This is a genomic window from Pseudomonas sp. S3_A09, assembly GCF_054668065.1.
On sequence record NZ_CP162752.1, the window covers coordinates 2,221,142 to 2,242,795 of the forward strand.

The window sequence follows — 21,654 nt, forward strand, 5'->3', positions numbered from 1 at the left end:
CTTCAGGGATGTTTATTGGCCGGGTGCGCTCTGGCGCCAGGCTTGGGAGCGACGCAACGCGCCACGTGAAGCCCACGCCAGCAGCAGCGAGACGCTGGCCGAGGTGAACAGGATCAGGGTCGACATGGCCGCCGCGCCGCCCACGTTGCCGGCATCGTCCATGTTCAACACGGCGACGGCGGCGAGGAGGGTGTCGGGGCTGTAAAGGAAGATTGCGGCGGACACGGTGGTCATCGCCGACACAAACAGGTAGCGCACGATGTCCAGCAGCGCCGGCAGGCAGATCGGCACCGTCACTTTCAGGTAATGGCGGTACAACGGCGCCTTGAGCGACAACGCGGCGGCTTCGAACTCGGCGTCCAGTTGACGCAGCGCCGTGGTCGCGGTCATCTGCGCGGTGGTCAAATAGTGAGCAATGGTGCACACCACCAGCAACGTCATGGTGCCGTAGAACACATGCAGCGGGTTGCCATTAAGGTTGAAAAAGAACACGTAGCCCAGGCCCAGCACCAAGCCCGGTACAGCCATTGGCACGAAACTGAGCATGCGCAGGGCCAGGTTGAGGCCCTTCTGGCCCTTGGTCTTTTCCATCAGGTACGCGCCGGTGAAGATCAACACGCTGCCGATCAACGCCGTGCACAACGCCATGGTCAGGCTGTTGCGATAGGCCAGCCAGCCGCCGCCGGCCGTGTCTTCGAACTGGTAATGGTTGAGCGACAACGACAGGTTGTAGGGCCAGAACTTCACCAGCGACGAATACACCGCCATGCCGAACACCAGCAGCAACACCGCGCAGATCAGCAGGACGATGGCCAGGTAGCAGGCATCCCTCAAGCGCGACGGCGCCGGCTGGAACACTTGGGCACGACCGCTCATGGCGTCGCCGTGACGGCGGCGCAGCCAGGCATCCACAGCAAAGCTGAACAGCGCCGGCAGCAGCAACACCATGCCGATCAACGCGCCGCGACCAAACTGTTGCTGGCCGACCACCGCCTTGTAGGCTTCCAGCGCCAGCACTTGATAGTCCCCGCCCACCACCACGGGCACGCCGAAGTCGGTAATGGTCAGTGTGAATACCAGGCAGAACGCAGCGAACACCGCCTGACGCGTGGCCGGCCAGGTAATACTGCGAAACGCCCGCGCCGGACTGGCGCCCATGCTGGATGCGGCATCAAACAAGCGCGCATCCGCCAGGGACAGCGCCGACAGCAGAATCATCAAGGCGTGTGGGAAGGTGTAGATCACTTCGCCCAGCACAATGCCCCAGAAGCCGTAGATATTGTCCGAGAGCAACCCGCGCAGCATGCCTTGGTTGCCGAACAGATAAACCAGCGCAATGCCCGGTAACATCGACGGCGCCATCAGCGGCAGCAGCGACATGCCGCGCCAGATCGCCTTGCCGGGGATCAACGTGCGCTGCAGAGCGTAGGCAAACAGGTAAGCCAGCGGTACGACAATGGCCGCGACGCTGAGGGAGACTTTCAGGCTATTGCCCAGCAGCCAGTGGAAGTTGTCACTGGTGAGCAGTTCCCGCGCCGCCACCAGACCACCGCCCTGCCCGGCTTCGCTGCTGAAGCCGCGCCAGAAGATCGCCAGCAATGGCAGCAGTACGGCAATCCCTAGCAGCAACAGCCACACCAGTTTGCCGCCGACCACGAAAATGCGGTCGCCCCTTTCAGCGCGGGAAACTTCACGCGGCATGGGCAGTGTCATCTCGCTGGCCATCTCAGGCAAACACCTGCAGGCTGCGCGGCGGTAAGGCGACCCAAATATCCTGAGCACCCAGACGTGCCATGGCTTCCGGAGCCACTTCGGCCAGCAGCGGATGGCCGGGCAATTGCTCCAGCTCGAAGCTCATGCGGCAGCGGTTGCCGAGAAAGGTGATTTCGCGGACCTTGGCCGGGAAAAGGTTTTCTTCGTGCACCGCCGGGTTGACGCTGATCGCTTCCGGGCGGCAGAACAGACGGCCGGACTTGGCGATGCCAGCATCGTCGGCCAAGCGCATGTTCATCCCGCCGACCTGGGCATGGCTGGCACTGTTGCGACTGAACGGCAGCCAATTACCCTGGCCGACAAACTCCGCCACGAACGGAGTGGCCGGACGGTCGTAGATCGCCTGGGGCGTGGCGTATTGCTCGACCTTGCCATTGTTCATCACGGCGATGCGGTCGGCCATCAGCATGGCTTCGTCCTGGTTGTGGGTGACCATCAACGTGGTGATGCCCAGGCGGCGTTGCAGTTGGCGCAGCTCGGTGCACAGATGCTCACGGACGCGGGCGTCGAGGGCAGACATCGGTTCGTCCAGCAACAACAACGACGGTGCAGGCGCCAACGCGCGGGCCAAGGCGACGCGCTGTTGCTGGCCGCCGGAGAGTTGACCGGGGTATTTCTTCTCACTGCCGACCAGGCCGACCAGTTCAAGCATCTGCCCGACGCGCAGGCGTACTTCCTCACGGCCGCTGCCGGTGAGACCGTAGCCGATGTTCGCTTCGACGGTGAGATTGGGAAACAACGCGTAGGACTGGAACAGAATGCCGTAGTCCCGCGCCTGGGGCGGCAGCAGAGAAACATCACGACTGCCCAGGTACAGTTCGCCGCTGTCCTGGCGCTCAAGGCCGGCGATACAGCGCAGCAAGGTGGTCTTGCCGCAACCGGACGGGCCCAGCAGGCACACCAGCTCGCCGGCGGCGACGTCCAGGGAGACGTTGTCCAGCGCGGTAAAGGCGCCGAAGCGTTTCTGGATACCGCGCACCTTCATAGGCGCGCCGGGTTGGGTCAGGGCTGTGTTCATGCAAGGCACCTCATCAAACTGATGAAGCCCATGCTAGGCAGGCAATGCGTCCCTCATGTGGCAGAAAGGCAAAACGCGGTGATAGTGGTATTGGTGGATTTGGGTAGGACGGGTGGGGATTTGCTGCCTGGCCTAACCTCATCGCGGGCAAGCCCGGCTCCCACAGTGTTGATCTGTGAACACATTCAACGGTGGGAGCTGGCTTGCCTGCGATGGCGATTCAAAGGCCACCGCACAACCTTAAATAGGTGACATTTCCTGCGCCAACCCCAGAAACGCCGCGGGCAGCCGCGCGCCTTTACGCTCCTTGAGGCAGTACAAATACTCGGGAATCTGCGGCGCATTCTCGATGGTCAACACCCGCAACTGTGGATCATGCGGCACTTCCTGGCGGGCGATGATGCTGATGCCGATATTGCGCAACACCGCCTCGCGAATCGATTCCCGGCTGCCGATTTCCAGCAGCGGGCCGTAGCTCACGCCTGCATCCTGTAGCATTTTTTCGGTCAGGCGCCGCGTGGTAGAGCCGGCTTCACGCATCAACAAGGTATGCCCGGCCAATGCAGTGAGCGGTACATGATCGAGCTTGGCCAACGGATGGTGACGATGCACCGCGAGCACCAAAGGGTCGGTGCCCAGCACACGGCGAATCAGGCGCGGGTCTTCCAGCAGTTGAGAGGAGGCGGCGAGATCGACGCGGTAATCATCCAGCGCTTCGAGCACCTGTTGAGAGTTGCCGATTTCTACCGACACTTCCACGTGGGGCAAGCGTTCGCGAAAGGCTTTGACCAGGTCGAGAATGTAGTAAGGCGCCGTGGCGGCAATCCTCAATGCGCCCTGGACCTGGCCACTGTTGCGCAGGAAAAACTCGATGTCCGCTTCCTGCTGCAACAGCGCCTTGACCATAGGCAGCAGGCGCGCGCCCTCGTCGCTGACGGTGAGGCGGCGGCCGCCGCGGTAGAACAGCTCGACGCCGTATTGGCTTTCCAGGTTACGGACCTGGGTGGTGACCGTGGGTTGACTCAGGCCGAGTTTTTTTGCCGCCTGGGTGATACTGCCCAGGCGGGCGACCATGAAAAACGCCTTTAACTCGGCACTCAGCACACCACCCTCTCATCGTCTATTTGCGCAACAGGCGCAAGCCATTGAACACCACCAGCAGGCTGACGCCCATGTCGGCGAAGACCGCCATCCACATAGTGGCCATGCCCAGGAAGGTGACCGCAAGGAAGATCGCCTTGATCACCAACGCCAGGGCGATGTTCTGCTTGAGGATACTCGACGTTTGCCGCGACAGACGAATGAATGCCGGAATCTTGCGCAAATCATCGTCCATCAACGCCACGTCCGCGGTCTCGATGGCGGTGTCGGTGCCTGCTGCGGCCATGGCAAAGCCGATCTCGGCACGGGCCAACGCCGGGGCGTCGTTGATGCCGTCACCCACCATGCCCACGCGGTGGCCTTGGCCGTAGAGGGTTTCGATGGCTTGCAGTTTGTCGGTCGGCAACAGGTCGCCCTGGGCTTGGTCGATGCCGACCTGGGCGGCAATCGCCTGGGCGGTGTGGGTGTTGTCGCCGGTGAGCATCAGGGTCTTGATGCCCAGATCGTGCAGTTGCTGGATGGCTTCGCGGCTGCTGTCCTTGACCGTGTCGGCCACGGCGAACAGTGCCAGCGGGCCGGACTTGTCGAGCAACAGCACCACGGACTTGCCCTGTTTTTCCAGGGCGAAGAGTTTTTCTTCCAGCTCAGGCGAACACAGGCCCAGGTCTTCTACCAGGCGGTGGTTGCCCAAGTGATAGGTTTCGCCGTTGATGTCGCCACGCACGCCTCGCCCGGCCAGGGCCTCGAAGTTATCCACAGCGTGGCTCGGCAGGTTTTTATCCACCGCGGCGTTGGCGATCGCCAGCGACACCGGGTGATCGGAACGCCCGGCCAAACTGGCGGCCAAGGCCGGCGCGCTGTCTGCGACATTGGGGAACAGTGCCAGGTAATCGGTTTGCACCGGCTTGCCATGGGTGATGGTGCCGGTCTTGTCGAGGGCCAGGTAGTCGAGCTTGTATCCGCCTTCCAGGTACACGCCGCCCTTGATCAGGATGCCTTTGCGCGCAGCCGCCGCGAGGCCGCTGACGATGGTCACCGGAGTGGAAATCACCAGGGCACACGGGCACGCCACCACCAGCAGCACCAAGGCGCGGTACACCCAGTCGAACCAGACACCGGCCATGAACAGCGGCGGAATCAGCGCTACGCCCAAGGCGAACAGGAACACGGCTGGGGTGTAGATTTTCGAGAAGCTGTCGACAAACCGCTGAGTCGGCGCACGCGCGCCTTGGGCCTGTTCCACCGCGTGAATGATGCGCGCCAGGGTGGAGTTGTTGGCCGCTGCGGTGACTGTGTACTCCAGGGAACCTGCCTGGTTGATGGTGCCGGCGAAGACTTTGTCGCCCACGGTCTTCTCGATCGGCAGGCTTTCACCGGTGATCGGCGCCTGGTCGATGGTGGACTGTCCAGCCGTGACCTCACCGTCCAAGCCGATGCGCTCGCCGGGTTTTACCCGCACGATCGCCCCTAACTCAATGCTTTTGACTTCCTGTTCAGCCCACGAACCGTCGCTTTGCTGCACGGTGGCCTGCTCCGGCGTCATCTGCATCAAGCCACTGATGGCATTGCGCGCACGGTCCAGGGACTTGGCTTCGATCAACTCGGCCACGGTGAACAGGAACATCACCATGGCCGCTTCCGGCCATTGCCCGATCAGGATCGCACCGGTGACGGCGATGCTCATCAAGGCATTGATGTTCAGGTTGAGGTTTTTCAGGGCAATCCAGCCCTTTTTGTAAGTCGTGAGGCCGCCGCTGAGGATCGACACCAAGGCCACCAACGCGATCACCCACGTCGGCGCAGCATTGGCGAAATGCAGCACTTCGGCCCCCAACGCGCCAACGCCGGACAATGCCAGCGGCCACCAGTGTTTCTTGGCAGGCGGTTCAGCAGCCGGAGTGCCTTCCTCGATAGGATCAGCCTGCATCCCCAAGGATTTGATCGCGTCGATGATCGGCGCGGTGCTCGGCAAGTCGTGGGTGACGCCGAGGATACGGTTGATCAGGTTGAATTCCAGTTGCTGCACGCCGGCCAGCTTGCCCAGTTTGTTCTGGATCAGCGTCTGCTCGGTGGGGCAGTCCATGGCTTCAATGCGAAAGGTGCTCAGCCGCGAACCGGCGGTGGGCGCTTCGCTCAGTTGCACCAACGCAGGGGCTGGGGTGCCGGAACAGCAGGAGCCGCCGTGGCCGTGGTCATGCACGGGGGTCAGTTTTTTCGGACCATGGTCGTGATCATGGTCGTGATCGTGTTTATGCGGGGTGTGGATGGAGTCGCTCATTCTGTCGCGTCCGTAAAGGTGCCTGTTGCCAAGTAAAGACCCTGTAGCCACTATAGGGTCAAGCACCCATTTGGAGATTGCTGCGATGAAGATCGGCGAACTGGCCAAACTGACCGACTGCCCGGTGGAAACCATCCGTTACTACGAAAAGGAAGGCCTGCTGCCGCCACCGGCGCGCACTGACGCCAACTACCGCGTGTACACCCAGGCACACACCGAGCGGCTGATCTTTATCCGCAACTGCCGCAGCCTCGACATGACCCTGGAAGAAATCCGCAGCCTGCTGGGCTTGCGCGACAGCCCCCAGGACCAGTGCGAAAACGTGAATGCGTTGATCGACGAGCATATCCACCACGTGAAAGCGCGCATCGATGGGCTGCTGGCATTGCAGGAACAGTTGCTGGACCTGCGCCAACGCTGTGGCGGCGGGGATCAGTGCGGGATTTTGCAGCGGCTGGAGGTCAGTGGGAGCGTGCAGGCCAGCGAGGCGGAGCCTTCGCATGTGGGCAGGAGCCACGGCCACTAACTCAAGTGAGCACCGACCAACTGTGGGAGCTGGCTTGTCGGATCGCCGCATCGCTGCGATAGCGGAGTGTCAGCACCTGATTAGGTGACTGATGTACCGCTATCGCAGGCAAGCCAGCTCCCACAGTTTAGACCGAGGCAGTTTTTAGATCGCGACGTCAGCCTTGATGCTTGGGTCGGCGTCGTAGCCCACGATCTCGAAGTCTTCGAACTTGTAGTCGTAGATCGATGCAGGTTTGCGCTTGATCACCAGTTCCGGCAGTTTCTTCGGCGTGCGCGCCAGCTGGGTGCGGATCTGTTCCATGTGATTGCTGTAGGCGTGGGTATCGCCGGTGGTGACGATGATCTCGTGGGGGATCAAGTCGCACTGCTGGGCCAGCATATGAGTGAGCAATGCCAGCGCGGCGGTGTTGTACGGCAGGCCGAGGAAGACATCGGAGCTGCGGATGTACAACTGCATCGACAGGTGGCCGTCGTGCACGAACGCTTGGTACAGCAGGTGGCACGGCGGCAACGCTTGCTTGCCGTTGCGCGCGTTTTCCTGGGGGCTCTTGGTCTCGTCGGGCAGGTACTCGACGTTCCAGCCGTGGAACAGGATACGGCGGCTGTTGGGGTTGGTCTTGAGCGTGTGGACCATGTAGTCGATCTGGTTGATCGTGCCGCCGTCCTTGGTCGGCCAGGCGGTCCACTGTTCGCCGTACACCGGGCCCAGGTCGCCGTCTTCGGTGGCCCATTCGTCCCAGATGCGCACGCCGTTCTCATTCAGCCACTTGATGTTGGTGTTGCCACTCAACATCCAGATCAGCTCGTTGGCGATACTTTTGAAGTGAAGCTTCTTGGTGGTCAGCAGCGGGAAGCCGTCGGCCAAGTTATGCCGATACTGACGGGCAAACACGGCCTTGGTGCCGGTGCCGGTGCGATCGCCCTTGGTCAATCCATTGGTCACGACGTCGTTCAGTAGTTCGAGATATTGCTTCATTTGGGTACCCGTATCGTTGAAGCCCGGACCCTACGGCCCGGGCATTCGAATTTAAAGCGCGGTGTTCTTCAAAGGTTGCGGGCGATTGTACGCCCACCACAGCAAGCCCAGGCCGCCAAGGATCATCGGCAGGCTGAGGATCTGGCCCATGGTCACCCAACCGAACGCCAGGTAGCCCAGCTGCGCATCCGGCACGCGCACGAACTCGACGATAAAGCGGAAGATCCCGTAGAACAACGCGAACATGCCCGACACCGCCATGGTGGGGCGCGGTTTGCGCGAGAAGATGTACAGGATAAGGAACAGCGCCACGCCTTCCAACGCGAACTGATACAGCTGCGACGGGTGGCGTGGCAGTTGCGCGGGGTCGCTGAACGGCGGGAACACCATGGCCCACGGCACGTCGGTCGGCTTGCCCCACAGCTCGGCGTTGATGAAGTTACCGATACGCCCGGCGCCTAGGCCGATCGGCACCATTGGCGCAACGAAGTCCATCAGTTGGAAGAACGACTTGCCATTACGACGGCCGAACCACCAGGCGGCAATCATCACGCCGATAAAACCGCCGTGGAATGCCATGCCGCCTTTCCACACTTCAAAGATCAGCGTCGGATTGGCGATGTACGCCGAGAGATCGTAGAACAGCACATAGCCCAGGCGCCCGCCGACAATGACCCCCATCGACAGCCAGAAAATCAGGTCGGAGAGCTTCTCCTTGGTCCAGGTCGGATCGAAACGGTTCAGGCGTCGAGAGGCCAGAAACCAGGCACCGCCGATGCCGATCAGGTACATCAACCCGTACCAGTGGATTTTCAGCGGACCAATGGCCAGGGCCACCGGGTCGATCTGCGGGTAAGGCAGCATTGCGACTCCTCGTTAAATCATTCGTTATGGCGTCCGGACCATGCCCGGGCGCGATTAAGACTGCATTACTCAAGTTTTTCAAAACAAAAAATTTATGCCGACACAGAACAACAGCCCGGCGAACAACCGCTTGAGCAGACGCGGCGACAATCGATGCGCCAAGCGTGCGCCGAAGCGGGCAAACACCATGCTGGTCAGGGCAATGCCCAGCAGTGCCGGCAAATACACGAACCCTAGACTATGCGCGGGCAACAGCGGGTCATGCCAGCCCAGAATCATGAAACTTAACGCACTGGCCAGCGCAATCGGCAGGCCACAGGCGGATGAAGTGGCCACCGCCTGCTGCATCGGCACACTGCGCCAGGTCAGGAACGGCACGGTCAGCGAGCCGCCGCCAATGCCGAAAATCGCCGAGGCCCAGCCGATAAACGTACCGGCGACGGTCAGGCCGAGTTTGCCCGGCACCGTCCGGCTGGCCTTGGGCTTAACGTCCAGTGCAAGTTGAACGGCCACCAGCAAGGCGAACACGCCGATGATCTTTTGCAGGTGAGGGCCGGAAATCGCCTCGGCCGTCAGTGCGCCAAAACCGGCGCCGATCAGGATACCCACGGTCATCCACACAAAGATCGGCCAACGCACCGCACCCCGCCGGTGATGCTCGCGTACGGCATTCACCGAGGTAAAGATGATGGTCGCAAGGGACGTGCCCACAGCCAAGTGGGTCAGCACCTGCGGGTCGAAGCCCTGCAAGGTGAAGCTGAACACCAGCACCGGCACGATGATGATCCCGCCGCCCACGCCAAACAGCCCGGCGAGTACACCCGCACAGGCGCCAAGCAGCAAATACAGCAGAAATTCCATGGGAGCCCCCGAACCAAGTCCGGCATGTTAACGGATGGAAGGCATGCGACCCAACTGGATACGATGGAACGCCTGTGCTTGAGTGGGTAGAGTGGCAAAAAACACAAAAGGGATCGCCTGATGTGCCTGATTGTTTTCGCTTGGCGACCGGGCCACGCCCAGCCGCTGATCGTCGCGGCCAACCGCGATGAGTTCTACGCCCGCCCCAGCCTGCCGTTGGCCCAGTGGGAGGATGCACCCACTGTCTATGCCGGCCGCGATCAGGAAGCAGGCGGCACCTGGCTGGGGGTGAACGCCGAGGGGCGCTTTGCCGCGCTGACCAATATCCGCGATCCGCACCAACCGCCGGCCCGCAAGTCCCGTGGCGAGCTGGTCGCGCGCTTTCTCAACGGTTCACTGCCGGTTGAGCAGTATTTGGCCGACGTTAACGGCCGTTCGATTGAATACGCAGGGTTCAACCTGCTGGTGGGCACACCGGGTGAGCTGTGGCATTACAACGCTAATCACACAGAGCCGACGCAGTTGAAAGCGGGCGTGTATGGGTTATCCAATGCAGGGCTGGATACACCTTGGCCGAAACTGCTTAAGGCCAAAGCCGCGCTGAGTGAGTTGCTGAACGATCCCCAGCCCGAAGCGCTACTGGAGATTCTGAGCGATCCACAGATTGCACCTTTTGCCGAGCTGCCGGATACCGGCGTGGGGTTGGCGACGGAGAGTTTGCTGTCGAGTGTGTTTATCGCCAGCCCGAGTTATGGGACACGGGCGAGCACGGCGTTGATTGTGAATGCCGATGGCACCCGGCGGATGGTGGAGCGAAGCTTTGGACCCCATGGTGGGCGGTTGGGCGAAGTAGACATCAACCTGTAGGAGCGAGGGGGACGCCTAGTTCTTGCTCGCGAAAAACCTGAGAACGCCGCGGGTAATCAGGCACCCCGCGTTATCGTTGACGTTCTTCGCGAGCAAGCTCGCCCCTACAAGGTTTTGGCGGAAGCCGGATTGATCATCCTTGTCAGCCCCAGGTTCTTCAGCGCCAACTGCAGCGAACTGTGGATAACTTGCGGGTTGTCGATGGTCATCAACTCCGCCAGCAGGTCCTTGGCCATGCTCAACTCAACCTGGCGCAGCATCCACTTCACCTTCGGCAAGTTGGTGGCGTTCATCGACAAGCTATCGAAGCCCATCGCCATCAACAGCACCGCCGCCGCCGGATCGCCGGCCATTTCACCGCAGATGCTCACCGGCTTGCCTTCGGCATGAGCGTCGCGCACCACGTGTTGCAGGGCTTGCAGCACCGCCGGGTGCAGGTAGTCGTAGAGGTCGGCCACCCGCGGGTTGTTACGGTCCACGGCCAACAGGTATTGGGTCAGGTCGTTGGAGCCCACCGACAGGAAGTCCACCTGCCGCGCCAGCTCCTTGGCCTGGTACACCGCTGCCGGGATTTCAATCATCACGCCAATCGGCGGCATCGGTACGTCGGCGCCTTCGTCGCGCACTTCGCCCCACGCACGGTGGATCAGGTGCAGCGCCTCTTCCAGCTCGTGGGTGCCGGAGATCATCGGCAGCAGGATACGCAGGTTGTTCAGGCCCTCGCTGGCCTTGAGCATGGCGCGGGTCTGTACGAGGAAAATTTCAGGGTGGTCGAGGGTCACGCGAATGCCGCGCCAGCCAAGGAAGGGGTTGTCTTCCTTGATCGGGAAATAGGACAGTGACTTGTCGCCGCCGATATCCAGGCTGCGCATAGTCACCGGCAACGGGTGGAAGGCCTGCAGTTGCTCGCGATAAATCGCCAGCTGCTCCTTCTCGCTCGGGAAACGCTGGTTGATCATGAACGGCACTTCAGTGCGGTACAGCCCCACACCTTCAGCGCCGCGCTGTTGCGCCCGGGCCACGTCGGCCAGCAGGCCGGTGTTAACCAGCAACGGCACACGGTGACCATCGGTGGTCACGCACGGCAGTTCGCGCAAGGAATCGAGGCCCAGCGCCAGTTGTTTCTCTTCTTCAACCACTTCGGCGTATTGCTTGCGCAGTACTTCGCTGGGGTTGGTGAACACTTCACCGCGATGGCCATCGACGATCATGCCAATGCCGTCGACCTTGGCATACGGCAGGTCTACCAGGCCCATCACCGTCGGGATGCCCATGGCACGCGCCAGGATCGCGACGTGGGAGTTGCCCGAACCGAGTACCGAAACCAGCCCCACCAACTTGCCCTCAGGCACTTCGCCGAGCATGGTGGCGGTCAGTTCCTCACTGACCAGGATGGTGTTGTCGGGGTAAACCAGGTTGGTGGTGCGGTCTTCCTGCAGCTTGGCCAGCAGACGGCGACCCAGGTCGCGCACATCCGAGGCCCGCTCACGCAGGTAGTCGTCATCCATCATTTCGAAACGGTTGACGTGATCGGTGACCACCTGGCGCAGTGCGCCCTGGGCCCACTGGCCGGTCTTGATCACGGTCTTGACTTCGTTACCCAGGGACGCGTCATCGAGCATCATCTGGTAAACGTCGAACAATGCGCGCTCTTCGGGGCGCAACTGGGTGGCCAGCTTGTTCGACAGGTTGCGCATGTCGGCGCGCACGCCTTCCAGGGCAGTCTTGAACAGTTTGATTTCAGCGTCGATGTCGCTGACGGTCTTGTCCGGCACCACATCCAGATCCGCCGGCGGCAACATGACCACCGCCGTACCGACCGCAGCGCCCGGTGAACCCGGCACGCCCACGAATTTGGCTTCCTGGATGCCCTTGCCCTCACGGCCCAGGCCGCGAATCGAACCGGTGGCTTCGGCGTGAGCGATAACCCCGGCGAGCTGCGCGCTCATGGTCACGAGGAAGGCTTCTTCACCTTCGTCGAACTGGCGGCGTTCTTTTTGCTGGATGACCAACACGCCGACAACGCGGCGGTGGTGAATAATCGGGGCGCCGAGGAACGAGGCGTAACGCTCTTCGCCGGTTTCGGCAAAGTAGCGATAACGCGGGTGATCGGCCGCGTTTTCAAGGTTCAGGGGTTCTTCACGCGTCCCCACCAGGCCCACCAGACCTTCATTGGGCGCCATGCTGACCTTGCCGATCGAGCGCTTGTTCAAACCCTCGGTGGCCATCAGCACAAAACGGTTGGTCTCGGGGTCCAGCAGGTAAACCGAGCAGACCTGGCTGCCCATGGCTTCCTTGACGCGCAACACAATAATCCCCAACGCCGCCTTGAGATCCTTGGCGGAGTTAACTTCCTGGACGATCTTGCGCAGCGTATTGAGCATGGCTCGGGGTCGAACTCCGTCGTCAGTCGCGCGCTAAAAGGCGCGGGGCAAGCTCTTTGAGAGCGCGACGATAAACTTCGCGCTTGAATGTCACCACCTGGCCCAACGGATACCAATAGCTGACCCAGCGCCAACCATCGAACTCCGGTTTACCGGTCAAATCCATCCGCACCCGCTGCTCATTGGAGATCAGGCGCAGGAGAAACCACTTCTGCTTCTGGCCGATGCACAGCGGTTGGCTGTGGGTACGCACCAGGCGTTGCGGCAAACGATAGCGCAACCAGCCACGGGTACAGGCCAGAATTTGTACATCTTCGCGCTCAAGGCCGACTTCTTCGTTCAACTCACGGTACAAGGCGTCCTCAGGGGTTTCGTCGGGGTTGATTCCACCTTGAGGAAACTGCCAGGCATCTTGGTTGATTCGGCGAGCCCATAGCACCTGTCCGGCATCATTCGTAAGAATGATCCCGACATTAGGACGGAAACCATCGGGGTCGATCACGGCAACAACCTCGCAAACGCATGTCGCCGCATTGTTCCACAAAGGTTGATGAAGCGGCAACGAGGCTTCTTACCTTATGTGCACTCTTGTGAAAAGACCGTATTCTGGACGCCTTTTTACAGACTTTTCAGCGAGTAACTGCAATGCGCCTGGCTTTATTCGACTTGGACAACACCCTCCTCGGCGGTGACAGCGACCACGCCTGGGGCGATTACCTCTGTGAACGCGGGATTCTCGACCCGGTCGCCTACAAGGCCCGCAACGACGAGTTCTACCAGGATTACCTGGCCGGCAAGCTGGACAACGCTGCCTACCTGAACTTTTGCCTGGAAATCCTCGGCCGCACCGAGATGGCCCAGTTGGAAGAGTGGCACAACGACTATATGCGTGACTGCATCGAGCCGATCCTGCTGCCGCTGGCCACTGAACTGCTGGCCAAACACCGCGCCGCCGGTGACAAGCTGGTGATCATCACCGCCACCAACCGTTTCGTCACCGCGCCGATTGCCGCACGCTTGGGCGTGGAAACCCTCATCGCCACCGAGTGCGAGATGGAAAACGGCCGCTACACTGGCCGCAGCACTGACGTGCCGTGCTTTCGCGAGGGCAAGGTGACGCGCTTGAATCGTTGGCTGGAAGAAACCGGGTACAACCTGGAAGACAGCTACTTCTACAGTGACTCGATGAATGACCTGCCGCTGCTGGAACAGGTGACTCACCCGGTGGCGGTAGATCCGGATCCGAATTTGCGGGCTGAGGCCGAGAAGCGTGGCTGGCCGGTGATTACCCTGCGCATCTGATGACGCCTTCGCGAGCAAGCCCGCGCCCACATTTGGACCGCATTCTCATGCTGGAACTCGGTCAAGTGTGGGAGCTGGCTTGCCTGCGATAAAGTCGACACGGTCCCAAGCCCTACATAGGCTTGGCGACCATCAAGTAGAAAATCGCCACAAACGCGAGAAACGCCGGCCACCCCAGGCCAAACCACCAGCGCATGTACGTCGCGGCCTTGATCGGCATTGCCGTACCCTCCCGCAACGCCTGCTCCGCCATCTTGTGTACGCGAATCTGCAACCACACCACCGGCAGCCAGCAGATCCCCGCCACCCCATACAAGCCGAACGTCCATTGCAGCCAGCTCTGCTGCAGCGACCAGCCCGCCAGGTGCATCAAGCCGATGCCACTCAACGGCTGGAACACCGCCGTGGTCGCGGTAAACGCCCAGTCAGCGAATACCAGGTGCTTGAAGGTCACGGCGATCACTTCCACGTTGCCAGTGCGCCAAGCGCGCAACGCGTAGTAAGCCGAGCCCGCGCCCAGCCCGAACAGGATCGTCGACGATAGGATATGCAGGGTTTTCAGCAGCAGGTAAGCGCTCATCTAGACGGGTTTGGCGCCCATCAACCCGGCAATCGCCACGAACCCCACCAGGCTGACCACCGCCAGCACCAGCGTGAAGTTCAAGCTACCACCCTCGCCTTTGCGCAGGCGATTGAGCCGCGCCACCAGCCAGAACCAGGCCAGCGCCGCCACGCTGTAGAGGATGCTGGAGCCCAGGATCCAGGTCTGCCCCAGCGGCCAACCGATCAGGTGCACCAGCCACCAGCCGGTAAACGGCATGCTCACCACACACACGCCCATCAACAACCAGACGAACGCCCACGGGCGCTGCACGGTCACTGCCGGGCCGGCGCTGCGTTTGCGCCAGGCGAGCAATGCCAGGCCCAGGCCGCTGAGCAGCAGCAATACCGTGGCCGCGATGTGGATAACTTTCAGGGTGGTCAGCGTTTCCATGTCTCGTCTTCCTTAAAGGCCGCCCCAATCAGCGTAGTCGCTCAACCGAGGAACAGTGTGTAGGCCGGGTTATCGCTCTCATCCCAGTACGGATAGCCGATGGCTTCCAGGGCCGCCGGCACCAGGTGACGCTCGTCCGCCGGCACTTGCAGCCCGGCGACCACACGACCGTCGGCCGCGCCGTGGTTGCGATAGTGGAACATCGAGATGTTCCAGCGCCCGCCCAATTTGTTAAGAAAGTTGAACAAGGCCCCCGGACGCTCCGGGAATTCGAAGCGAAACACCACTTCATTACTGACGTGGGCTGCATGGCCACCGACCATATGGCGGATGTGCAACTTGGCCAGCTCGTTCTCGGTCAGGTCCAGCACGGGGAAACCCTGGCGGGTGAGACTGGCGATCAGCGCGCTGCGCGGGTCGTTTTCCGGGTGGGTCTGCACACCGACAAAGATGTGTGCTTCGCTGCCGGAGTGAAAGCGGTAGTTGAATTCGGTGATCTGGCGCTTGCCCACGGCCTCGCAGAACGCCTTGAAGCTACCGGGCCTCTCGGGAATGGTCACGGCGATGATGGCTTCGCGGCCCTCACCCAGCTCCGCGCGCTCAGCCACATGGCGCAAGCGGTCGAAGTTGACGTTGGCGCCGGAGTCGATCGCCACCAGGGTCTGCCCGGTGACGCCACGGGTCTCGACGTACTTCTTGATCCCGGCCACGCCCAATGCCCCTGCCGGCTCGGTGATCGAACGGGTGTCATCGTAGATGTCCTTGATCGCCGCACAGATTTCATCGGTGCTCACGGTGATCACTTCATCCACATAGTCCTTGCAGATGTCGAAGGTGTGCTGGCCGATCTGCGCCACCGCCACGCCATCGGCAAAGATGCCGACGGTCGGCAACACCACGCGCTCGCCCGCCGCCAGGGCGGCTTGCAGGCAATTGGAATCGTCTGGCTCCACGCCGATGATCTTGATATCCGGGCGCAGGTACTTCACATACGCCGCAATACCGGCGATCAGCCCACCACCGCCCACCGGGACGAAAATCGCGTCCAAAGGCCCTGGATGCTGACGCAGGATTTCCATCGCCACGGTGCCCTGCCCGGCAATGGTGTGTGGATCGTCGTAGGGGTGGATGTAGACGTAGCCTTTTTCGTCGACCAGTTTCAGCGAGTAGGCCAGGGCTTCCGGGAAGGAATCACCATGCAGCACCACTTTGCCGCCACGCGAACGCACGCCTTCGACCTTGATCTCAGGCGTGGTCTTGGGCATCACGATGGTGGCCTTGACCCCCAGCACCTTGGCGGCCAGGGCCAGGCCCTGGGCATGGTTGCCGGCCGACGCCGTGACCACGCCGCGCGCACGCTCTTCAGCGGTCAATTGGGTCAGCTTGTTATAGGCGCCGCGAATCTTGAACGAGAACACCGGCTGCAAGTCTTCACGCTTGAGCCAGACCTGGTTGCCCAGCCGCTCGGAGAGCTGACGGGCGGTCTGCAACGGGGTTTCTACGGCAACGTCGTAAACGCGCGAGGTGAGGATCTTTTTGACGTACTGTTCAAGCATCGGCGGATATCACTGGGCGGGTTGGGCAGGGCCAAGGAGTCTAACCCAGCGTTTGGGCGGGCGACCACACGAATCCAGAGGTTTTGTTGGGTTATACTCGCGCCCCTCGATAACTCCCCGCCCGTTCCGGAGCCCGCATGACCCAGGATCAACTCAAACAGGCAGTGGCCCAGGCCGCTGTCGATTTAATCCTTCCTAAACTCGACGACAAGAGCATCGTCGGTGTCGGCACCGGCTCCACCGCCAACTGCTTTATCGATGCGCTGGCCCAGCACAAGGGCGCATTCGACGGCGCCGTGGCCAGCTCCGAAGCCACCGCTGCACGCCTGAAGGGCCATGGCATTCCGGTGTACGAGCTCAACACCGTGAGCGACCTGGAGTTCTACATCGACGGCGCCGATGAAAGCGACGAACACCTGAACCTGATCAAGGGCGGCGGCGCGGCCCTGACCCGCGAGAAGATCGTCGCAGCCGTGGCCAAGACCTTTATCTGCATCGCCGATGCCAGCAAGCTGGTGCCGGTGCTCGGCGCGTTCCCGCTGCCGGTGGAAGTGATTCCGATGGCCCGCAGCCACGTGGCCCGCGAGCTGGTGAAACTGGGCGGCGACCCGGTGTACCGCGAAGGTGTCTTGACCGACAACGGCAACATCATCCTCGACGTGTTCAACATGCAGATCACCAACCCGGTCGAGCTGGAAACTCAGATCAACGCGATCGTCGGCGTGGTCACCAACGGCTTGTTCGCGGCGCGCCCGGCCGATGTATTGCTGCTGGGCACCCCCGAAGGCGTGAAAACCCTCAAGGCCTAAGCAAGCCGGCTCCACATTGGTTCAGCCGTGTGTTCAGGAACTCGGTTTTTTGAACACATAGAACAGGTTCGGCTCGCTGACGAGGTACAACGCGCCCTCGTCATCCATGGCGATCCCTTCGGCCTGCGGAACCCGCTTCTTCAGGCCATGGCGCCCGTTCAGCAGTGACAGACTGCTCAACGGGCGACCGTCGATATCCAGTTCCAGCACCAGAAACGACTCATCAGACAGCGCCAGCAAATGGCCGCTGCGCTCGTCATATTGCAGGCTCGACAGGTCGCGCACAAACAGTCCGGCGTCACGCTTGGGGTTGTTGATCACGTGTACCGAGTAGGTTTTTTCCGGTTTGAAGTGGGGAAAGCCGTGAACCTCGTAGATCAACATCGGGTCGCGCTCCTTGGCCACGAACAGGCGCTTGCCCACCGAATCGTAGGCCAGGCCTTCAAAGCCCTTGTTGCCACCGACGTGCACGCCCAGGGTCATTTGCTCGGCATCGGCGGCGTCGAGGAACTGAGTGTCGTCGTTCACATGCACCTTGATCAGCCGCTGCTGGCGTTCATCGCTGATGACATAAATGTTGTCGCTGATGAACTCCACGGCTTCGGCATCGCCAAACCCCACCAAGGGAATACGCCGCAGAATCTTGCCCTCCAAGGACAGCTCGATCAGCTCGGCGTTTTTGTTGGTAACGGTGAACAGGCTTTTGCGTACCGGATCGTAGGTCAAGGCCGACACATCGTCATCAAGGCCCTCGATTACCTGAGCCTCCAGCGCCACCCGGTAATCCGCCAGGCCGATGGAACGCTCATTAGTCGGCTGGCGCCACGCCTGCCAGTTGAACCAGGCGCGCTCGAACAGGCGAAAATGCTGTGCAACGACCCCGGCGCTGACCAGGGCGATCAATGCAAGCGTGAAGAAGAGGGGTTTGGGGCGGGCTAGTCGTCGCATCGGGCGGGCTCAAAGTCAAAAGTGGCGAATGAATATCACGCCCGTCTGAATTTAAACTTAAACACGCCCTGATGTCTGGCGAATGCCGCTCATAGAGAAACATCCGACGTAATTGATCCGCTATTTCTGCTTTTCGAAGCGATAGAACAGATTGGGCTCACTGACCATGTACAGCGTGCCGTCCTCGTCCATGGTCACCCCTTCGGCACGGGGAATCGTGTCTTTCAGGCCATTGAAGCCACCAAGCAACGTCATGAAACTGACTTGCTCGCCCTTCTCGTCCAGCTCCAGCAACAGATGGGAGTCGGCCGACAACGCCAGCAGATGCCCGGTGCGCGGGTCGACAGCGAGTGCGGAGAGGTTACGCATGTCCAGCTCGCTGGTGACCTGTTTCACCTTGTTGCCCGTCAGGGTCTGGCTGCCGTCGCTTTTCCAGGTAAACAATGCCGGTGGACGCTCTTCACCCAGCACCAACTGCTGGTTGCGCTTGTCCCAAGTGATGGCTTCAAAGGCTTTGTTCTGGTCCTTGGACGGGCCCAGGTCATAGCTCTGGAAGTCGGCCTTGTTCAGTGCCGTGGTAGCGGCGTCGACCTTGACGATGGTCAGGCTGTGCTGGCGCTCATCGACCACGGCCATCAGGCCGTTTTCCAGCACCGTCAGCCCTTCGGGGTTGTTCCAGCCATTGAGCGGCATCTTGCGCAGCACATCGCCTTGCAGGGTCAGCTCGACCAGGAACGGATTTTTGCCCATGACGGAGAACAGGGTCTTGGTCTGGGGGTTGTAGGCCAGGTCCGAGGCTTCGTCCTTCTCCATGCCCGGCAGCAACTTGGCGTCGATGACCGCGTGATAGTCCGGCAGCCATACGCTTTCCTGGCGTTCGGCCGGCGTTTCAAAACGCTCCAGCATCCACAGCACGCCGCGATCATCCCAGTGCATGGCCCAGGCGATGCCATACACAATGGCCCCGGCGAGAAACAGCCATGAATACCAGCGCAGGGCAAAACGGGAACGCAACTTGGGGGTGACGGTAGGCAGGGGCACGGCCATTGGGCACTTTATCCGGGAAATCAGCGTTAGGTGATAGCACAGGTTCAGCGGAACCGCGCGCTCGAGCCTGAAGGATTATCCGGATGGCGTGTGAAAAAAATGCAAAAGCACGCAATGGGCGGCTGCACATAAACCCTGTGGGCGTCGAGCTTGCCCGCGATGCAGACGACGCGGCGTGTCAGTGACACCCCGCCGATACTATCGCAGGCAAGCCAGCTCCCACAGTTGAGCGGTGTGCTGCGTTTAACGCACGCTGCTTTCGAAGCGGTTCACACCTGACAGCTCCAACACCAGCTCATCGCCCACATTCAGCGGGCCCACACCGGCCGGGGTGCCCGTGAGGATCACATCGCCTGCCTGCAGAGAGAAGCAGCCGGCCATGTGCTGGATCATCGGGACGATCGGGTTGAGCATCTGCGCGCTGTTGCCATCCTGGCGCACTTCGCCATTGATGCTCAGGCGGATGCCGATGTCGGTCACGTCCGGGAAGGTGCTGCCCACCACGAACGGTGCGATAACGGCCGCACCGTCAAAGGACTTGGCGATTTCCCACGGCAGGCCCTTGGCTTTCAGCTCGGCCTGCTTGTCGCGCAGGGTCAGGTCCAAGGCTGGAGCGAAGCCGGAGATGGCGTCGAGCACTTCCTCGCGGCTGGGCTTGGTCGACAGCGGCTTGCCGATCAATACCGCGATTTCCGCTTCGTAATGCACCGAACCGCGTTCGGTCGGGATGCTGAAACCGCCTTCCAGCGGCACCACGCAGCTGCCTGGCTTGATGAACAGCAGCGGCTCGGTCGGGACCGGGTTGTCCAGTTCCTTGGCATGTTCGGCGTAGTTACGCCCGATACACACCACTTTGCCGACTGGAAAGTGGATGTTGGTGCCGTCGACATACTTGTGCTGGTAGTTCATGGAACGACTCCTTCAAGGCGATTAAACAGCGAAGATCTTGCCAGGGTTCATGATTCCGTTCGGGTCGAACACGGCTTTCACTGCCTTCATGTATTCGATTTCAACCGGCGAGCGGCTGTAAGTCAGGTAGTCGCGTTTGGTCATGCCCACACCATGTTCGGCGGAGATCGAACCGTTGTACTTCTCGACGGTTTCAAAAACCCACTTGTTCACGGTGGCGCATTTGGCGAAGAACTCATCCTTGCTCAGGTTTTCCGGCTTGAGGATGTTCAAGTGCAGGTTGCCGTCGCCGATGTGGCCAAACCAGACGATTTCGAAGTCGGGGTAGTGTTCACCGACGATCGCGTCAATTTCCTTCAAAAACGCCGGCACTTTGGAGACAGTCACCGAGATATCGTTCTTGTACGGGGTCCAGTGGGAAATGGTCTCGGAGATGTACTCGCGCAGTTTCCACAGGTTGTGCAGTTGGGTTTCGCTCTGGCTCATCACGCCGTCCAGCACCCAGCCCTGCTCCACGCAATGTTCGAAGGTTTCCAGCGCGTGGTTGGCGACTTCTTCGGTGGTGGCTTCGAATTCCAGCAGCGCGTAGAACGGGCACTCGGTTTCGAACGGCGCCGGCACGTCGCCACGGCCCATGACCTTGGCCAAGGCCTTGTCGGAGAAGAATTCGAAGGCGGTCAGGTCCAGCTTGCTCTGAAAGGCGTGCAATACCGGCATGATCGAGTCGAAGTCGGTCGTGCCCAGCACCATCGCGGTGAGGTTTTTCGGCGCACGGTCCAGGCGCATAGTGGCTTCGACCACAAAGCCCAGGGTGCCCTCCGCGCCGATGAACAGCTGGCGCATGTCGTAGCCGGTGGCGTTCTTGATCAGGTCGCGGTTCAACTCCAGCACGTCGCCCTTGCCGGTGACGACTTTCATGCCGGCTACCCAGTTGCGGGTCATGCCGTAGCGAATCACCTTGATCCCGCCGGCATTGGTGCCGATATTGCCGCCAATCTGGCTGGAACCGGACGACGCGAAATCCACCGGGTAGTACAGGCCGTTTTCTTCAGCGACGTTCTGCAATTGCTTGGTAACCACCCCCGGCTGGCACACGGCGGTGCGGTCGGTAAGGTTCACGTCGAGGATCTGGTTCATATAGTCGAACGACACGACCACCTCGCCATTGGCCGCCACAGCAGCGGCCGACAAGCCGGTACGCCCGCCCGATGGCACCAGCGCCACCTTGTGGGCATTGGCCCAACGCACGATAGCCTGGACCTGCTCAGTGGTCTTGGGAAACACGATGGCGGTCGGCGCGGGTGCGAAGTGCTTGGTCCAATCCTTGCCGTAAGCCTCCAGGGAGTCAGCATCGGTCAGCACTTTGCCGGGCTCAACCAGGGTCTTTAGCTCATCAATCAGGGCAGGATGGGTCATCGACAGAACTCTCGAACAATTCA

General features: G+C 61.1%; 20 protein-coding genes. 4 read left to right on the forward strand and 16 right to left on the reverse strand.

Translation table 11 applies throughout. The features are described from left to right. Window positions 1-12 precede the first annotated feature (12 nt). The 4 genes from AB4N92_RS10575 to AB4N92_RS10590 all read right to left on the reverse strand — a co-directional run bounded on the left by AB4N92_RS10575 (window position 13) and on the right by AB4N92_RS10590 (window position 6,170). Complete coding sequence (locus AB4N92_RS10575; RefSeq protein WP_031291088.1) at window positions 13-1,725, reverse strand: putative 2-aminoethylphosphonate ABC transporter permease subunit; 1,713 nt, start codon at window positions 1,723-1,725, stop codon at window positions 13-15. Window position 1,726: 1 nt separating this feature from the next. After that, complete coding sequence (locus AB4N92_RS10580) at window positions 1,727-2,791, reverse strand: putative 2-aminoethylphosphonate ABC transporter ATP-binding protein (protein WP_044288031.1); 1,065 nt, start codon at window positions 2,789-2,791, stop codon at window positions 1,727-1,729. A gap of 240 nt (window positions 2,792-3,031) precedes the next feature. Then, a complete protein-coding gene (locus tag AB4N92_RS10585; protein WP_042571406.1) occupies window positions 3,032-3,895 on the reverse strand; it encodes a LysR family transcriptional regulator in 864 nt (287 codons plus the stop codon). Between the two features lie 16 nt (window positions 3,896-3,911). Continuing rightward, a complete protein-coding gene (locus AB4N92_RS10590; protein ID WP_021492653.1) occupies window positions 3,912-6,170 on the reverse strand; it encodes a heavy metal translocating P-type ATPase in 2,259 nt (752 codons plus the stop codon). 85 nt (window positions 6,171-6,255) lie between these two features. On the opposite strand from AB4N92_RS10590, the gene cadR reads away from it, so the two are divergent. Continuing rightward, window positions 6,256-6,696 (forward strand): Cd(II)/Pb(II)-responsive transcriptional regulator, encoded by a 441-nt coding sequence (cadR, locus tag AB4N92_RS10595; RefSeq protein WP_010207294.1) that lies wholly within the window; start codon window positions 6,256-6,258, stop codon window positions 6,694-6,696. A gap of 144 nt (window positions 6,697-6,840) precedes the next feature. On the opposite strand, the gene AB4N92_RS10600 is transcribed toward cadR, so the two are convergent. From AB4N92_RS10600 to AB4N92_RS10610, 3 genes are all read right to left on the reverse strand, one after another. Continuing rightward, window positions 6,841-7,674: a thymidylate synthase gene (locus AB4N92_RS10600; protein ID WP_010207295.1), complete on the reverse strand. Its 834-nt coding sequence runs from the start codon at window positions 7,672-7,674 to the stop codon at window positions 6,841-6,843. Between the two features lie 51 nt (window positions 7,675-7,725). Beyond that, the gene (gene lgt / locus AB4N92_RS10605; RefSeq protein WP_010207296.1) at window positions 7,726-8,538 is read right to left on the reverse strand and encodes a prolipoprotein diacylglyceryl transferase; all 813 of its coding nucleotides are present in this window, start codon (window positions 8,536-8,538) and stop codon (window positions 7,726-7,728) included. Between the two features lie 78 nt (window positions 8,539-8,616). Next, window positions 8,617-9,399, reverse strand: a complete 783-nt coding sequence (locus tag AB4N92_RS10610) for a sulfite exporter TauE/SafE family protein (protein WP_010207297.1) — start codon at window positions 9,397-9,399, stop codon at window positions 8,617-8,619. 120 nt (window positions 9,400-9,519) lie between these two features. On the opposite strand from AB4N92_RS10610, the gene AB4N92_RS10615 reads away from it, so the two are divergent. Continuing rightward, entirely contained in the window at window positions 9,520-10,266 is a 747-nt protein-coding gene (locus tag AB4N92_RS10615) for an NRDE family protein (RefSeq protein ID WP_010207298.1), read from the forward strand. A gap of 104 nt (window positions 10,267-10,370) precedes the next feature. Here the strand turns inward: AB4N92_RS10615 and ptsP are convergent, their stop codons facing one another. Further along, window positions 10,371-12,650, reverse strand: a complete 2,280-nt coding sequence (gene ptsP, locus AB4N92_RS10620) for a phosphoenolpyruvate--protein phosphotransferase (protein WP_010207299.1) — start codon at window positions 12,648-12,650, stop codon at window positions 10,371-10,373. Window positions 12,651-12,672: 22 nt separating this feature from the next. Next, a complete protein-coding gene (locus tag AB4N92_RS10625) occupies window positions 12,673-13,152 on the reverse strand; it encodes an RNA pyrophosphohydrolase (protein WP_003176750.1) in 480 nt (159 codons plus the stop codon). A 143-nt stretch (window positions 13,153-13,295) separates the two neighbouring features. On the opposite strand from AB4N92_RS10625, the gene AB4N92_RS10630 reads away from it, so the two are divergent. After that, window positions 13,296-13,952 (forward strand): histidinol-phosphatase, encoded by a 657-nt coding sequence (locus AB4N92_RS10630; protein WP_236266802.1) that lies wholly within the window; start codon window positions 13,296-13,298, stop codon window positions 13,950-13,952. A 112-nt stretch (window positions 13,953-14,064) separates the two neighbouring features. Here AB4N92_RS10630 and AB4N92_RS10635 read toward each other — a convergent pair whose 3' ends face one another. From AB4N92_RS10635 to ilvA, 3 genes are read right to left on the reverse strand one after another with little or no spacing between them, the layout of a single operon-like run. Further along, the gene (locus tag AB4N92_RS10635) at window positions 14,065-14,532 is read right to left on the reverse strand and encodes a DUF2269 family protein (protein ID WP_236266801.1); all 468 of its coding nucleotides are present in this window, start codon (window positions 14,530-14,532) and stop codon (window positions 14,065-14,067) included. Beyond that, a complete protein-coding gene (locus AB4N92_RS10640) occupies window positions 14,533-14,946 on the reverse strand; it encodes a DUF2269 family protein (RefSeq protein WP_021492649.1) in 414 nt (137 codons plus the stop codon). 41 nt (window positions 14,947-14,987) lie between these two features. After that, window positions 14,988-16,502 (reverse strand): threonine ammonia-lyase, biosynthetic, encoded by a 1,515-nt coding sequence (ilvA, locus tag AB4N92_RS10645; RefSeq protein WP_010207306.1) that lies wholly within the window; start codon window positions 16,500-16,502, stop codon window positions 14,988-14,990. Window positions 16,503-16,639: 137 nt separating this feature from the next. Between ilvA and rpiA the strand changes: the two genes are divergently transcribed. Beyond that, a complete protein-coding gene (gene rpiA / locus AB4N92_RS10650; RefSeq protein ID WP_010207308.1) occupies window positions 16,640-17,311 on the forward strand; it encodes a ribose-5-phosphate isomerase RpiA in 672 nt (223 codons plus the stop codon). 33 nt (window positions 17,312-17,344) lie between these two features. Here the strand turns inward: rpiA and AB4N92_RS10655 are convergent, their stop codons facing one another. From AB4N92_RS10655 to AB4N92_RS10670, 4 genes are all read right to left on the reverse strand, one after another. Then, a complete protein-coding gene (locus AB4N92_RS10655) occupies window positions 17,345-18,259 on the reverse strand; it encodes an SdiA-regulated domain-containing protein (protein WP_010207309.1) in 915 nt (304 codons plus the stop codon). Window positions 18,260-18,379: 120 nt separating this feature from the next. Continuing rightward, window positions 18,380-19,306 carry an SdiA-regulated domain-containing protein gene (locus tag AB4N92_RS10660; RefSeq protein ID WP_010207310.1) on the reverse strand — a complete coding sequence of 309 codons (927 nt, stop codon included), beginning with the start codon at window positions 19,304-19,306 and terminating at the stop codon, window positions 18,380-18,382. A 243-nt stretch (window positions 19,307-19,549) separates the two neighbouring features. Continuing rightward, on the reverse strand, window positions 19,550-20,215 hold the full coding sequence (locus AB4N92_RS10665) for a fumarylacetoacetate hydrolase family protein (RefSeq protein WP_010207311.1): 666 nt from the start codon (window positions 20,213-20,215) through the stop codon (window positions 19,550-19,552). A gap of 21 nt (window positions 20,216-20,236) precedes the next feature. Further along, window positions 20,237-21,631, reverse strand: a complete 1,395-nt coding sequence (locus AB4N92_RS10670; RefSeq protein WP_042571405.1) for an FAD-binding oxidoreductase — start codon at window positions 21,629-21,631, stop codon at window positions 20,237-20,239. Window positions 21,632-21,654: the final 23 nt, after the last annotated feature.

Coding starts and splice junctions, on each gene's coding strand:
- AB4N92_RS10660 (WP_010207310.1), bottom strand. CDS start 19,306: ATGGCCGTGCCCCTGCCTACCGTCACCCCCAAGTTGCGTTCCCGTTTT.
- AB4N92_RS10630 (WP_236266802.1), top strand. CDS start 13,296: ATGCGCCTGGCTTTATTCGACTTGGACAACACCCTCCTCGGCGGTGAC.
- ptsP (WP_010207299.1), bottom strand. CDS start 12,650: ATGCTCAATACGCTGCGCAAGATCGTCCAGGAAGTTAACTCCGCCAAG.
- rpiA (WP_010207308.1), top strand. CDS start 16,640: ATGACCCAGGATCAACTCAAACAGGCAGTGGCCCAGGCCGCTGTCGAT.
- AB4N92_RS10635 (WP_236266801.1), bottom strand. CDS start 14,532: ATGAGCGCTTACCTGCTGCTGAAAACCCTGCATATCCTATCGTCGACG.
- AB4N92_RS10600 (WP_010207295.1), bottom strand. CDS start 7,674: ATGAAGCAATATCTCGAACTACTGAACGACGTCGTGACCAATGGATTG.
- AB4N92_RS10580 (WP_044288031.1), bottom strand. CDS start 2,791: ATGAACACAGCCCTGACCCAACCCGGCGCGCCTATGAAGGTGCGCGGT.
- AB4N92_RS10640 (WP_021492649.1), bottom strand. CDS start 14,946: ATGGAAACGCTGACCACCCTGAAAGTTATCCACATCGCGGCCACGGTA.
- AB4N92_RS10655 (WP_010207309.1), bottom strand. CDS start 18,259: ATGCGACGACTAGCCCGCCCCAAACCCCTCTTCTTCACGCTTGCATTG.
- AB4N92_RS10610 (WP_010207297.1), bottom strand. CDS start 9,399: ATGGAATTTCTGCTGTATTTGCTGCTTGGCGCCTGTGCGGGTGTACTC.
- cadR (WP_010207294.1), top strand. CDS start 6,256: ATGAAGATCGGCGAACTGGCCAAACTGACCGACTGCCCGGTGGAAACC.
- AB4N92_RS10575 (WP_031291088.1), bottom strand. CDS start 1,725: ATGGCCAGCGAGATGACACTGCCCATGCCGCGTGAAGTTTCCCGCGCT.
- AB4N92_RS10590 (WP_021492653.1), bottom strand. CDS start 6,170: ATGAGCGACTCCATCCACACCCCGCATAAACACGATCACGACCATGAT.
- ilvA (WP_010207306.1), bottom strand. CDS start 16,502: ATGCTTGAACAGTACGTCAAAAAGATCCTCACCTCGCGCGTTTACGAC.
- AB4N92_RS10670 (WP_042571405.1), bottom strand. CDS start 21,631: ATGACCCATCCTGCCCTGATTGATGAGCTAAAGACCCTGGTTGAGCCC.
- AB4N92_RS10615 (WP_010207298.1), top strand. CDS start 9,520: ATGTGCCTGATTGTTTTCGCTTGGCGACCGGGCCACGCCCAGCCGCTG.
- AB4N92_RS10665 (WP_010207311.1), bottom strand. CDS start 20,215: ATGAACTACCAGCACAAGTATGTCGACGGCACCAACATCCACTTTCCA.
- lgt (WP_010207296.1), bottom strand. CDS start 8,538: ATGCTGCCTTACCCGCAGATCGACCCGGTGGCCCTGGCCATTGGTCCG.